Annotated in this window: 9 protein-coding genes; 2 read left to right on the top strand and 7 right to left on the bottom strand. The window is 64.4% G+C overall.

The window, feature by feature from the left end; translation table 11 throughout:
* Window positions 1–72: 72 nt before the first annotated feature.
* Window positions 73–1,263: a cytochrome P450 gene (locus HGI46_RS13620; RefSeq protein ID WP_168904644.1), complete on the bottom strand. Its 1,191-nt coding sequence runs from the start codon at window positions 1,261–1,263 to the stop codon at window positions 73–75.
* Between the two features lie 108 nt (window positions 1,264–1,371).
* Between HGI46_RS13620 and HGI46_RS13615 the strand changes: the two genes are divergently transcribed.
* Both HGI46_RS13615 and HGI46_RS13610 read left to right on the top strand, forming a co-directional pair.
* A complete protein-coding gene (locus HGI46_RS13615; RefSeq protein WP_168904643.1) occupies window positions 1,372–2,268 on the top strand; it encodes a helix-turn-helix domain-containing protein in 897 nt (298 codons plus the stop codon).
* A gap of 116 nt (window positions 2,269–2,384) precedes the next feature.
* A complete protein-coding gene (locus HGI46_RS13610; protein ID WP_168904642.1) occupies window positions 2,385–3,029 on the top strand; it encodes an alpha/beta hydrolase in 645 nt (214 codons plus the stop codon).
* A 2-nt stretch (window positions 3,030–3,031) separates the two neighbouring features.
* Here the strand turns inward: HGI46_RS13610 and glgX are convergent, their stop codons facing one another.
* From glgX to HGI46_RS13580, 6 genes are read right to left on the bottom strand one after another with little or no spacing between them, the layout of a single operon-like run.
* Window positions 3,032–4,798 (bottom strand): glycogen debranching protein GlgX, encoded by a 1,767-nt coding sequence (gene glgX, locus HGI46_RS13605; RefSeq protein WP_168904641.1) that lies wholly within the window; start codon window positions 4,796–4,798, stop codon window positions 3,032–3,034.
* On the bottom strand, window positions 4,795–6,423 hold the full coding sequence (locus tag HGI46_RS13600) for an alpha-D-glucose phosphate-specific phosphoglucomutase (protein WP_168904640.1): 1,629 nt from the start codon (window positions 6,421–6,423) through the stop codon (window positions 4,795–4,797). Before HGI46_RS13600 ends, glgX begins: the two co-directional genes overlap by 4 nt.
* The gene (gene glgA, locus HGI46_RS13595) at window positions 6,420–7,877 is read right to left on the bottom strand and encodes a glycogen synthase GlgA (RefSeq protein WP_168904639.1); all 1,458 of its coding nucleotides are present in this window, start codon (window positions 7,875–7,877) and stop codon (window positions 6,420–6,422) included. The genes HGI46_RS13600 and glgA overlap by 4 nt, the downstream gene beginning before the upstream one ends.
* Window positions 7,874–9,133 carry a glucose-1-phosphate adenylyltransferase gene (gene glgC, locus HGI46_RS13590; RefSeq protein ID WP_168904638.1) on the bottom strand — a complete coding sequence of 420 codons (1,260 nt, stop codon included), beginning with the start codon at window positions 9,131–9,133 and terminating at the stop codon, window positions 7,874–7,876. Before glgC ends, glgA begins: the two co-directional genes overlap by 4 nt.
* Window positions 9,134–9,149: 16 nt before the next feature.
* Window positions 9,150–11,315, bottom strand: coding sequence for a 1,4-alpha-glucan branching protein GlgB (glgB, locus tag HGI46_RS13585; protein WP_168904637.1), 2,166 nt, complete (start codon window positions 11,313–11,315; stop codon window positions 9,150–9,152).
* Entirely contained in the window at window positions 11,312–13,735 is a 2,424-nt protein-coding gene (locus tag HGI46_RS13580) for a glycogen/starch/alpha-glucan phosphorylase (protein WP_168904636.1), read from the bottom strand. The genes glgB and HGI46_RS13580 overlap by 4 nt, the downstream gene beginning before the upstream one ends.
* Window positions 13,736–13,743 lie beyond the last annotated feature (8 nt).

Raw genomic sequence — 13,743 nt, 5'->3', positions numbered from 1 at the left:
CCTGCAAGGGGCGTGGCCCAGCCTTGCGACGAGTCGTGCATGACCCGCCACCTGCTGAGCCACTTCGCTAACTCAGATTGACCGCGTCAGGCGCAGCGCTTTCGGACTGCGGAAGTTCGAGGACGAAACCCAGTCCAGCGCAGCGTCCACCCGAGTGAACTCTGGCACAACTTTCAACAGCTCCTCATAGGCAATCTGCGTCGCCAGCCGCCCGATCATCGCGCCGAGGCAGGCGTGAACGCCGCCGCCAAACCCGAGATGGCGCTTGGCCTTGCGCGTGATGTCATAGACATCGGGATTGTCGAACATCCGCTCGTCGCGATTTGCCGAGCCATAGGCGAGGATCACCGCGTCGCCCGCTTTCATCACCTGCCCATGCAGTTCCACGTCCCGCGTCAGCGTCCGCTTGAAACGCTGGGCCGAAGTGTTGAACCGCAGCGATTCCTCGATCGCGTCGGGGATCAGCGAGGGATCTGTGACCAGAGCCCGCCGCGCCTCCGGGTAATCCGCAAGGTTCAGCCCAAACATGGCCATGAAGCCAGAAAGGCTCTCGATCCCGGCCATGATCAGCGTCGTGACGGTAAGCTGCACTTCCTTGTCGAGCAGCTTCTCGCCATCGATCTCGGCAGTGATGAAGTTCGACAGCAGATCGTCGCCCGGATTGGCCTTGCGCGCCGCCACCAGCTTCTCGGCATAGTCCGCCATCCAGTGGAACGCCGCAAGGTGTTCGGGGCTCTTCTGGCGGGTCACCGGGTCGGTCTGGACCATCAGCACCGCATTGTGGCGCACCAGATCGGCGTTCTCCTCGGGCAGAGCGAAGAGATAGAACAACAGGTCGACCGTCAGCTTCGAGGTGTAGTCCCCGACAAGGTCGAACACCGGCTTGTCCGCAATCTCGGCGAGGTGCGCGCGAGCCGCCGCCCGCGCCGGTTCGACGATGTGCTCCAGCGCCCGCTTGGTCACGGCCGACTGGATCAGCGCCCGCAGCCGGTCATGCCGCGGCGGATCGCTTGACCCGAGCGTCGATCCCGCGCGCCCCGGGAATTCGTCGACCAGGTTGCCTTTCGCCGATGAATAGGTGCGCCAGTCCTGCAGGGCACCCAGCACGTCGGCATAGCGTGACAGCACCCATTTGCCGGCCTCCTCGGACCAGAAGCAGGGAAATTCATCGCGCAGAATCTTGTAGGTGGGGAATGGATCGGCATCGATGGCCGGGGAATAGGGATCGAAGCGGAACGCAGCACGCTCGAGCACGGTTGCCATGGCAAGTCTCCTCTCTTGCCGCTGATGATGCCCGGTCGCCGCGCGGCAGGCGACGCAGCCTCCGCGCAAATTCTTGCACTTTCCGCGCAACCTGCAACACTGTCATCCATGCAGGCAAAGAGCTTCAGTCGCTACACGCTCTACGGCGAACAGGGCATTTCCGTGCCCTCGGAGTTCGTCCACCTGGAACGCATTCGGGATCGCGCCACTCTGCATGAATGGACAATCGAGCCGCACGCGCATCCTCAAATGCTGCAACTCCTGCTGCTTCAGTCCGGCGGCGTCACGCTTTATGGCGAAGAGTCTGCGCAGCGGTTGGAGGCGCCCGCGCAGGTAATCGTGCCGCCGTCCTGCGTTCACGCCTTCCGGTTCGATGCAGGGGCAGAAGGGTGGGTGCTGTCGCTCGCCTCTGATCTCGCCAACGACCCGCGTCTGGTTGGCCTCCTGGCTGACCTGCGGCAGATCGGCGGATCGGCCGTTGCCGCATCGCTGCGCGCCCAGCCGCAAACCATCGAACGCCTCGCTTGGCTGCTCGCGGACCTGTCGCAGCAACTCGGGCAGGGTGACGTCGTGGGACCGGCGGTGCTGGCGCAGGTCGCGCTAGTGCTCGCCAGCGCGGCGCAGGCAGCCACGCACAAGCAAGCCTCTCACAGCGCAAACGGCCACGAACCGCTCGTCGCCCGTTTCCGCAGCCTGGTCGAACAGCGCTATCGCGATCACCTGTCCGTCGGGCAGTACGCCGTCATGCTCGGCACGACGGCCTCGACATTGACCCGCGCCACCCGCCTGCTCACAGGCAAGGCCCCGGCCGAGATCTTGCACGATCGCCTGATTCTCGAGGCCCGTCGCAATCTTGCCTTCTCAGGCGCAAGCGTCGCCCAGATTGCCTATGCCCTTGGCTTTGCCGATCCGGCATACTTCGCCCGCTTCTTCAAGGCGCGGACCGGCCAGACTGCCGGCGCGTTCCGCAGGGAGAGAGCGTGGAATTCGCCGCCAACGGCTTGACGCAATCGGCCTGCAATCCGGCGCAGGCCACTTGTCTATCGAAATAGTTGAGTTATCTCTGAAGCTGTCGGGACGTAGACCGAGTCGACCGGCTTTCCGCTTCAGGAGACAGCACCATGACTCAACAACGCTCGCTATCCGCGGGGCAGGACCCGCTGATCCTTACCGTTCCGGGCCTCGGCAACAGCGGCCCCGGCCATTGGCAATCGCAGTGGGAGCAGGATCTGCCCGATTGCGAGCGCATCGACCTTGGCCTGTGGGACGATCCGCATCGCAATACCTGGGTCAACAAGATCAACCTCGCCGTGCACAAGGCGGATCGACCGGTCGTGCTCGTCGCACACAGCCTCGGCTGCCTGGCGGTGGCGTGGTGGGCAGAGTTCGAAAAGCCTGCTGATGGCAAGGTGCTGGGCGCTTTGCTCGTTGCTCCGCCCGATGTCGAAGTGCGCCCGATCGATCGACGCCTGACCCGCTTTGCGCCGTTCCCGCATGGAGAGCTGCCGTTCCCGTCGATCTTGGTCGCCAGCCGCAACGATCCCTACATGGGCATCGGGCAGGCCCGGCAGCTGGCGCGCACTTGGGGCAGCAATTTTGTCGACGCCGGGGAAACCGGGCATCTCAACGCGGAATCCGAACTGGGCGAATGGACTTTTGGCAAGTTGCTGTTGAACCAGCTTTTGCCAAAGCCCGTCGCCTTCGACAGCCGCGTCCCGCTTGGCGCCTTCCAGCCCGATCGCGCCTTGCGCCGCCTCGGGGCCTGACGTCAGGCGGGTCCGGCTACGGGCCCGTTCCGGTCAATCCTGAAGGCATAGCCGGGGCCTTCCCATGAAAATCCGGGCGTCCGGGGCCATTCCCAGTCGCCCGGATGCATGGGAGCACCGTCCAGCCGTCGCCATTCGCCGTCCTGCGCAAAGCGCGCGAACTCCGCCAGCCGCGCCGCGCGCCACGCTGCCAGTTTGAACGCGTGGGCTTCCAGATCGGTGTCCCGGCCTTCCCAGTCGATCCAAGTGATCGGATTGTCCTGGGCATAAGCGTTGTTGTTGCCGTGCTGGCTGCGGCCGAACTCGTCCCCGGCAGTCAGCATGATCGTACCGGTGGAAACGAACAGCGTGCCGAGCATGGCGCGGGCAAAGGCAGCCCGCCTTGCAAGGACTTCCGGATCGTCGGTCATGCCCTCTGCGCCGTTGTTCCAGCTGAAGTTTTCGCCGTGGCCGTCACGATTGTCCTCGCCGTTGGCCCGGTTGTGGCGGTGCTCGTAGGCGAGGGTGTCAGCCAGCGTGAAGCCATCGTGCGCGGCAAGGAAGTTCACCGAGCGGCAGTCCTTCCCGAAAAGGTCTGCCGAGCCGGCGATCCGCGTAGCCAGCACGTCAACGCCGGCATCGCCCTTCCAGAACCGCCGCACGTCATCGCGATACCTGTCGTTCCATTCGAGCCAGCCCGCCGGGAAATTCCCCAGTTGATACCCGCCCGGCCCGACGTCCCAAGGCTCGGCAATCATCATCCGGTCGGCCAACAGCGGATCGGCTGCAATCTCGGCAAAGATCGGTGCGTCACTCGCAAAGCCGGGGCTGCGTGCAAGGATCGGGGCGAGGTCGAAGCGGAAGCCGTCAACGCCGCAATGGCGGACAAAGTGCCGCAGCGTATCGAGCGCCAGTTGCCGCACGGCGGCATTGCTGAAGTCGAGCGTGTTGCCGCAGCCGGTGTCGTTGATCAGGCTGCCGTCAGGAGCTTTGGCATAGGCCGCGTCGTCCAGCCCGCGTAGCGACAGGACCGGGCCCAGCACATCGGATTCGCCGCTGTGGTTGAGCACGATGTCGAGGATCACGCCGATCCCTGCGGCGCGCAGTGCCGCCACGGCATCGCGCAGTTCCAAAACGCCGCCGGGGCACAGGCGCGGGTCCAGCGCCATCATCGCTACCGGGTTGTAGCCCCAGGCATTGCTCAGGCCGAGAGGGGGCAGGTGCCGTTCGTCGATCCACGCGACGACCGGCATGAGTTCCACGGCGGAAACGTGGAGGCGCTTGAGATGGGCGATAACCGCCGGATGGGCGAGCGCGGCGACGGTGCCGCGCAGGGCCTCCGGCACATCAGGATGCAGCTTGGTAAAGCCGCGCACGTTGAGTTCGTAGATCAGGCCGCCGTGCCGGAACCGCGGTGGGGCAGGGGAGACAGGCTCGTGAAGGCCAACCACCGCCTTGGGCACAATCGCCGCCGTATCCGCGCCGTAAGCGGGCAAACTGGCATCGAAAATGAACGGCTGGTCGAGCTCCATGGCGTAAGGATCGACCAGCAGCTTGGCCGGATCGAACCATAGTCCCGCCGCCGGATTCCAATCTCCCGAAGCGCGGAAGCCATAGCGGCTGCCGCGCAATTCACCGGGCAGTTCGACCGTCCAGTTCGCGCCCACGCGCGTCATCGCCACGTGCTGTTCGGCGTCGCCATCAAACAGGCAAAGCGTCAGAGCTTCGGCATGGGGCGAGCGGACGGTGAAGCGGGTCTTGCCGTCCGTTATCTCGACCCCCGGCTTCACGTCACCACGTCTGGCGCGGTCCGTCCGGTGTGCCGCGCAATCCCGGCGATGGCATCGGCGGCCGCGATCAGGTCGGCCAGCATGTCCGGTGTTTCGCGGTCCAGATCGCCGCCGACCGGTTCATAGCGTTCGAGATAGACGCGCAAGGTCGCGCCTTCGGTGCCGGTGCCGGAGAGGCGGAAGACTACGCGCGAGCCGCCCGCGAACATCACGCGGACGCCTTGATTGCTGCTTGTCGAACCGTCGACGGGGTCAAGGTAAGAGAAGTTGTCGGCCTTGGCGACTTCGAGCGATCCGAAGGTCTGGCCGGGAAGGCGGTCGAGTGCAGCCTTGAGTTCCGCCATCAGCGCATCCGCCTTGTCGGTCGGCAGCGCTTCGTAATCGTGGCGGGCGTAATAGTTGCGGCCGAACTTGGTCCAGTGCTCGCGGGCCAGCTGGTCGACGCTGATCTTGCGGACGGCGAGAATGTTGAGCCAAAGCAGCACGGCCCACAGGCCGTCCTTCTCGCGCACGTGATCGCTGCCGGTCCCGGCGCTTTCCTCGCCGCAGATCGTCGCCATGCCGGCATCGAGCAGGTTGCCGAAGAACTTCCACCCGGTCGGCGTCTCGAAGCAGGGCAGGCCAAGCGCTTCGGCCACGCGATCCGCAGCCGCGCTGGTCGGCATCGAGCGGGCAATGCCCTTGAGGCCCGCAGCATAGCCTGGCGCGAGGTGCGCGTTCGCCGCCAGCATGGCAAGGCTGTCCGAGGGCGTGATGAAGCGATGCCGTCCGACGATCAGGTTACGGTCGCCATCGCCGTCCGATGCCGCGCCGAAGTCCGGGGCGTCAGTGCCGAACATCGTCTCGAACAACTCATGTGCGTGGACCATGTTGGGGTCGGGGTGGTGTCCGCCAAAGTCCTCGAGCGGAACGCCATTGCGCACCGTGCCCTTGGGAAAACCCACGCGGTTCTCGAGGATTTCGGTGGCATAGGGGCCGGTCACCGCGCTCATTGCATCGAACGCCATGGTGAAACCGGCGGCGACGTTGGCGCGGATGGCGTCGAAATCGAACAGCGCTTCCATCAGCTCGGCATAGTCGGCCACGGAGTCGATCACTTCGACGGTGAGGCTTCCGACCTGTGTGCTGCCCAGCGTGTCGAGATCGACATCGGGCGCATCGACGGTCAGCCAGCGGTCGATGGTCTGGGTGCGGGCGTAGATCGCCTCCGTCACGCCTTCGGGCGCTGGGCCGCCGTTGGCGATGTTGTACTTGATGCCGAAGTCCTCGTCCGGCCCGCCGGGATTGTGGCTGGCCGAAAGGATCAGGCCACCGCTCGCGCCGTACTTGCGGATGACGTTCGAGGCGGCGGGGGTGGAGAGGATGCCGCCTTGGCCGACCAGCACCTTGCCATACCCGTTGGCCGCGGCGATGCGGATCGCCTGCTGGATCACCGTGCGATTGTGGAAGCGACCGTCGCCGCCAAGGACCAGCGTGCTGGCGGGCTCGCGCTCGACCACGTCGAACACTGCCTGAATGAAGTTCTCGGCGTAGTTAGCCTGCTGGAAAACCTTGACTTTCTTGCGCAGGCCGGAAGTGCCGGGCTTCTGGCCGGAATAGGGCGTCGACGGTACGGTACGGGTCATTGGTCCTCCGCGATGAGGGCGGCGTAGAGATCCGCATAGGCCTTGCCCGAGCGGTTCCACGAGAAGTCGGTCTTCATGCCGGCGCGCTGCATGGCACGCCAGGTATCGCCTTGCCAATAGAGCGTTACGGCACGGCTGATCGCATCGGCAAGGCTGGCATAGCTGACGCCGTCGAACTGCACCCCCGTCGCCACGCCGCCCATCACCGCCGCCAGATTTGCGTCGATCACGGTGTCCGCCAGCCCCCCGGTCCGCGCCACCACCGGCACGCAGCCATAGGCAAGGCCATAGAGTTGCGTGAGGCCGCAAGGCTCGAAGCGCGAGGGGACGAGGATCGCATCGCCGCCTCCCTGCATCCGATGCGAAAGGCCCTCGTCATAGCCGATGCGGACGCCCACCTTGCCGGGGTGGCGCATCGCTGCGGCGTGGAATGCGTTCTCCATCGCCTTGTCTCCCGAGCCGAGCAGGGCGAGCCGACCGCCGATGCCGACGAGGTGGTCGATGCACTCCAACAGGACGTCGATGCCCTTCTGCCAGGTGAGGCGAGTGATGACGACGAAGAGGGGGCCATCACCCTCATCGAGTCCGAACTCTGCCTCCAGCGCGCGCTTGTTAGTTACCCGTTTGCCTATGGAGAGTTGCCCGAATGCCTTCGAGAGTTGGATATCGGTTGCCGGGTTCCATTGCGCGGTGTCGATGCCGTTGACGATGCCCCGCACACGGTCGCCCCGACTTGTTATAAGTCCTTCCAATCCCATGCCAAATTGGGGTGTGCGGATCTCGCGCGCATAAGTCGGGCTGACCGTGGTGATCATGCTTGCGGCCTCAAGCCCGGCTTTGAGGAAGCCGACGCCGCCGTGGTATTCGACCCCGTCCATCGCCCATGCATGCGGGGGCAGACCGAGCGCCGGGAACACGTCCGCGCCGTAGTGTCCCTGGAACGCCATGTTGTGAATGGTCATCACCGATGGCACGCGCATGCCGCTTTCGGGCGGGGAAAAACGCAGGTATGCCAATGCCATGGCGGCCTGCCAGTCATGCGCGTGGACTAGGGCGAACGTCCGTCCCCTGACCGCGCCGCCGCCAACGTCCGCCGCTGCGCGCCCAAACGCCGCGAAGCGCCGCCAGTTGTCCGCCCAGTCACGCCCTGAGGAGTCGACGTAAGGATTGCCCTCGCGCTGGAAAAACGCCGGTGCATCAAGGACTAACAGGGGGTGGCCGTCGATCTTGCCGCTAACCAGCCGCGCCCTTTCGCCCAAAAGGCTGTCCCAGACGTGAAGCGCGCGGGGGCGGGAGAGCGCCTTCATCACCGCCGGATAGCCGGGCAGAAATGTCGTCATTTCAACGCCATGCGGCGCAACCGCCGCAGGCAGCGCTCCCGCCACATCAGCAAGGCCGCCGGTCTTGACCAGCGGCACCGCTTCCGAGGCGACGGACAGGACCCTGATCGTCATGCCAGCCGGTCGATCATCCGCTTGGTGATAAGGCACACCCCGCTTTCGGAGCGGCGGAAGCGGCGGGCATCGAGTTCCGGATCTTCGCCGACGACGAGGCCTTCGGGAATGCGCACGCCGGAATCGAGGATCACGCGGCTGAGCCGGGCGCCGCGCCCGATGTTGCAATAGGGCAGGATCACTGCTTCCTCGCATGAGGAGAACGAGCCCATTTTTACGCCTGTAAACAACAGGCTGCGTTTCGCGATGGCGCCCGAGACGATGCAATCCTGGCTGATCAGCGAGGAGATCGCCATGCCCCGACGGCCGTCTTCGTCATGCACGAACTTGGCCGGCGCGGCGATGATCTGGTCGGTCCAGATCGGCCAGTCACGATCGTACATGTTGAGCTTGGGCACGGTGTCGGTGAGATCGAGATTGGCTTCGAAATAGGCGTCGATCGTGCCGACATCGCGCCAGTATTCCTCGATTTCCTCGGCCGCGCGGATGCAGGAATTGGTGAAGCGATGCGCCACCGCCTTACCGTTCTTCACGATCTTGGGGATGATGTCGTTACCGAAATCGCGGCTCGAATTCGGGTCGTCAGCGTCTTCCTGCAGCATCTGGAACAGGAACTTCGTCTCGAAAACGTAGATGCCCATCGAGGCCAGCGCCATGCCTTCGTTGCCGGGAATGCCCGGAGGATCGGCAGGCTTTTCAATGAAATCGGTGATCGTGTCGGCCTTGTCGACCGCCATGACGCCGAAGCCGGTGGCCTCCATGCGCGGCACGACCAGGCAGCCGATGGTGACGTCCGCGCCGCTCTCCACGTGCTGGCGGAGCATCAGCTCGTAATCCATCTTGTAGATATGATCGCCCGCGAGGATGACCATGTACTTCGGCGCGTAGGAAGCGATGATGTCGATGTTCTGGAACACCGCATCGGCGGTGCCTTCGTACCAGTGATCTTCCGAAACGCGCTGCGAGGCGGGCAGAATGTCGAAGCTCTCGTTGCGTTCCGGGCGCATGAAGTTCCACGCGCGCTGCATGTGGCGGATCAGCGAATGCGCCTTGTACTGCGTGGCGACCCCGATGCGGCGGATGCCCGAGTTGATCGCGTTCGATAGCGCGAAGTCGATGATGCGCGACTTGCCGCCGAAGTAGACTGCGGGTTTGGCGCGGTTGTCGGTCAGTTCCTTGAGGCGGCTGCCACGGCCCCCGGCAAGGACGTAGGCCATCGCATCGCGGGCCAGTGGCTGAGAGTAAGTTTCGCGCATCCCCTAATCTCCGTTCTTATCCTTGAAATTCGAGTATCAACGTGGCCAGCGGCGGCAGGACCACGAAAGCCGCCCCGCCTTCCGCGTTTACTTGGCCAAGATTGCCGATGCCGCTGCCACCGTAGTCCTGCGCATCGCTGTTGAGCACTTCGCGCCATTCGCCGTCATGCGGCAGCGGCAGGCGATAGTGATCGTGCACCTGCGGCGTCATGTTGCTGATGACGGCCACCGGTTTCGCTCCCGGTGCCTTGCGCAACCAGGCGAAGACCGACCCTTGAGCATCGTCGACGACCAGCCATTCGAAGCCCTCCTGCTCGCAATCGCGCGCGTGCAGGGCAGGGCGGGTGGTATAGACCCGGTTGAGATCGCGGACCCAGCGGCGGACGCCTTCGTGGGCCGGGGCATCGAGCAGGTCCCAGTCAAGCGAGCGGGCCTCGCTCCATTCACGACGCTGGGCGAATTCCTGACCCATGAACAGCAGTTTCTTGCCGGGGTAACCCCACATCATGCCATAGTAGGCGCGCAGGTTGGCGAACTTCTGCCAGTCGTCGCCGCTCATCTTGTTCAGGAGCGAACCCTTGCCATGGACGACTTCGTCATGGCTGAGCGGAAGGACGAAGTTCTCGCTGAAGGCGTAGGTCAGTCCGAAGGTGATCTCGTTGTGGTGGTACTGCCGATGGATCGGGTCACGCGCCATGTACTGCAGCGTATCGTGCATGAAGCCCATGTTCCACTTGAAGCCGAAGCCGAGGTGCTCGCGCGGGGCTTCGTCGAACGCTGGCTTGCTGACGCCGGGCCATGAGGTTGATTCCTCGGCAATCGTCAGGAAGCCGGCGTGGCTGGCATAGACGGCGCGGTTCATCGCCTTGAGGAATTCGACCGCTTCCCAATTCTCGCGCCCGCCTTCGGCGTTGGGGATCCATTCGCCCGCCTTGCGTGAGTAGTCACGGTAGAGCATCGAGGCGACGGCATCGACGCGCAACCCGTCAACGTGGTAGCGCTCGGCCCAGAACAGCGCGTTGTTCACCAGGAAGCTGACCACTTCGCGGCGGCCGAAGTTGTAGATCAGCGTGTTCCAGTCAGGATGAAAGCCGAGGCGCGGATCTTCATGTTCGTAGAGCGCGGTGCCGTCGAAGCGGACGAGTCCGTGTTCGTCGGTGGGGAAGTGCGCGGGCACCCAGTCGATCAGGACAGAGATGCCGGCGCGGTGCGCGCCGTCTACGAAGCGCGCGAAGCCTTCGGGCGGGCCGAAGCGCGCGCTGGGAGCGTAGAGGCCGGTGGTCTGATACCCCCATGATGGATCGTAGGGGTGTTCGGAGACGGGCAGGAATTCAATGTGGGTGAAGCCCATTTCCGCGACATAGGGGATCAGCCGGTCGGCCAATTCGTCCCAGGTGTAGAAGCCCTCGTCATGCGGCTTCTGCCATGAGCCGGGGTGGACTTCGTAGATCGACATCGGCTGGCGGCGGGCATCGACGCTGGCCCAGTGGGCGCGATGTTCGGCATCGCCCCAGTCCATCTTGACCGGGTGTGCGGTGATCGAGGCGGTGCTGGGCCGAAATTCGGCGGCCTGCGCGAAAGGATCGGCTTTCAGCGGCAGGACTTTTCCGTCCGCGCCGACGATGTGGTACTTGTAGGCACGGTGTTCGCCGATGTCTGGGATGAACACTTCCCACACGCCGATGTCCACGCGGCGGCGCATCGGGTGGCGGCGCGCGTCCCAATCGTTGAAATCACCGACCACGCTGACGACTTGCGCATTGGGTGCCCAGACCGCGAAGTGGACGCCGGAGACGCCCTCATGCTCGATCAGGTGTGCGCCCAGCTTGTCGAACAGGCGGTGGTGCGTGCCCTCGGCAATCAGAAAGTCGTCGAGGGGCCCGAGGACCGGGCCGAACGAGTAAGGATCGGTCACCAGCCACTCGTGGGTGCCGGCCTTGCAGGCATAGCGCACCGGCTGGCGCGGGCCCTTGACCTTACCTTCGAACAGGCCGCGACCGTCAACGCGCGTCAGCTTGCCGAGCTTCTTGCCATCAAGCGACCATGCCACCGCTTCCTCGGCACCGGGCAGGACTGCGCGGGCGAACGCGCCTTCAGGCCCTTCGTGAATGCCGAGAAGCGAGAAAGGATCGGCGTGCGTCCCGTCAAGCAGGGCATCGATGGCGCTCGCCGGTGGCTTCATGCTGGCTTTGAGACCCCCCAGATATCGCGGGCATATTCGCCGATCGTGCGATCGGACGAGAACCAGCCTACGTTGGCAATGTTGCGGATTGCCGAAGCGCGCCAGGCTGCCTGCTGTTCCCAGCGGCGATCGATGTTGCGCTGCGCGGCGTGGTAGCTGTCGAAGTCGGCCGCGACCATGAACCAGTCGTGATCGTAGATGCCGCCCATCAGCCCGGCATAGCGCTGCGGATCGTCGGGCGAAAACACACCCGTGGCGATCGCCGCGATGGCCTGCTGCAACTCGCGCGAGGCTTCGATGACTTCGCGCGGGTTGTAGCCCTGCGCGCGCTTGTCCTCGACCTCTTGCGCGGTGAGACCGAAGATTTCGATGTTGGGATCGCCGACGCGGTCCTTGATTTCGATGTTCGCGCCATCGAGCGTGCCGATGGTCAGCGCACCGTTGAGCGCAAACTTCATGTTGCCGGTGCCAGACGCTTCCATGCCGGCGGTGGAGATCTGTTCGGACAGATCGGCGGCCGGGATGATCTTCTCGGCGAGGCTGACGTTGTAGTTCGGCACGAACACGACCTTCAGCAAGCCGCCGACCGAAGGATCGGAATTGACACGGCGGGCGATGTCGTTGGCCAGTTTGATGACGAGCTTGGCGTTGTGATAGCTTGAAGCCGCCTTGCCGCCGAAGATCTTCACGCGCGGCACCCAGTCACGCTCGGGGTGGCTGCGGATCTGGTCGTATAGGGCGACTGTCTCGATCAGGTTGAGCAGCTGGCGCTTGTATTCGTGGATGCGCTTGATCTGGACGTCGAACAGGGCGTCAGGATCGAGGCGGACGCCCATCAGGTCCTTGATGTGCTTGGCCAGCGCAATCTTGTTGCTGCGCTTGACCTCGGCAACGCGCTCGCCAAGCGCGGCATCGTCAGCCAGGGCATTAAGATCGGAGAGCTTTTCGGCATCGTCAAGGAAGGCCGGGCCGATCGCGTCCTTGAGGACCGAGGTGAGGCCCGGGTTGCACTGCTGCAGCCAGCGGCGTGGGGTGACGCCGTTGGTCTTGTTGTTGATGCGGGTGGGATAAAGCTTGTGCAGATCTGAGAAGACGGTGGTCTTCATCAGGTCGGTATGCAGCGCGGCCACCCCGTTGACGCTGTGCGCGCCGGTGAAGGCGAGGTTGGCCATGCGGACGCGACGCTCGCCACCCTCGTCAATCAAACTGATCGCGGCGATGGCTGCATCGTCCATCCCGGCCTTGCGCGCTTCCCGCAAGACGCGGCTGTTGATCGCGTAGACGATCTGCATGTGGCGCGGCAGCAGGCGTTCGAACAGCGGCAGCGGCCAGGATTCGAGCGCTTCGGGCAGGAGCGTGTGGTTGGTGTAGGCAACGGTGGCCTTGGTAACTTCCCACGCTTCGCTGAACTCGAGCCCGTGGACGTCGACCATCAGGCGCATGAGTTCGGCGACGGCAACCGCAGGGTGCGTGTCGTTCAGCTGGATCGCGGCCTTCTCGGGCAGGGTGCGGATGTCGCCATGATATTGGACATGGCGGCGCACGATGTCCTGGATCGAGGCGGAGGTGAAGAAGTACTCCTGCCGCAGACGCAGTTCCTGGCCGGCGGGCGTGGAGTCAGCGGGGTAGAGCACGCGCACGAGGCTGTCGGCACGGACCTGTTCAGCAAGGGCGCCGAAATGGTCGCCGGCGTTGAAGGCATCGAGCCGCAGGGGATCGAAGGCGTGGGCGGTCCACAGGCGCAGGGTGTTGACGCGCTTGCCGCGCCAGCCCACGACCGGCGTGTCGACCGCGCTGGCTTCGACCTTTTCAGCCGGGAGCCATTGGACGGCATCGCCATTGGCAACGACTTCGCCACCGAAGCCGATGATGTAGGCGCTTTCGCGGCGGTCGAATTCCCACGGGTTGCCGTGGCTGAGCCAGGTTTCCGGCAGTTCGACCTGCCAGCCATCGTCGATCCGCTGGCGGAACATGCCGTTCACGTAGCGGATGCCGTAGCCGTAAGCAGGGATGTCGAGGCTGGCGAGGCTCTCCATGAAGCAGGCGGCGAGACGGCCGAGACCGCCGTTGCCGAGCGCTGCGTCAGGTTCGAGGTTCTCGAGCGCCGAGAGGTCGAACCCGTGATCGCGCAGGGCTTTTTCCATTTCCCGCGTCAGGCCCATGTTCGACAGGGCATCGCGCAGCAGGCGGCCGATCAGGAATTCGAGGCTGAGGTAGTAGACCCGCTTGCCGCCCTGCTCATAGGTCTTGCGCGTGGAATCCATCCACTGGTCGATGATGGCATCGCGAAGGGTCAGGACAGTCGCGGTGTACCAGTCATGCGGCTTGGCGGCGCGTTCATCCTTGCCGACGCGGTGGCGCAGCACGTCGATGATCTTTGCGTCGATCTCGCTTGCGCCTGATTGTTTCATGATGCTCATCGCACAAG

This window comes from Novosphingobium sp. ERW19 (assembly GCF_012641315.1).
GTDB lineage: Bacteria > Pseudomonadota > Alphaproteobacteria > Sphingomonadales > Sphingomonadaceae > Novosphingobium.
Note: the sequence above shows the minus strand (reverse complement) of the source record. Positions and strands in the feature narration are given on the sequence as shown.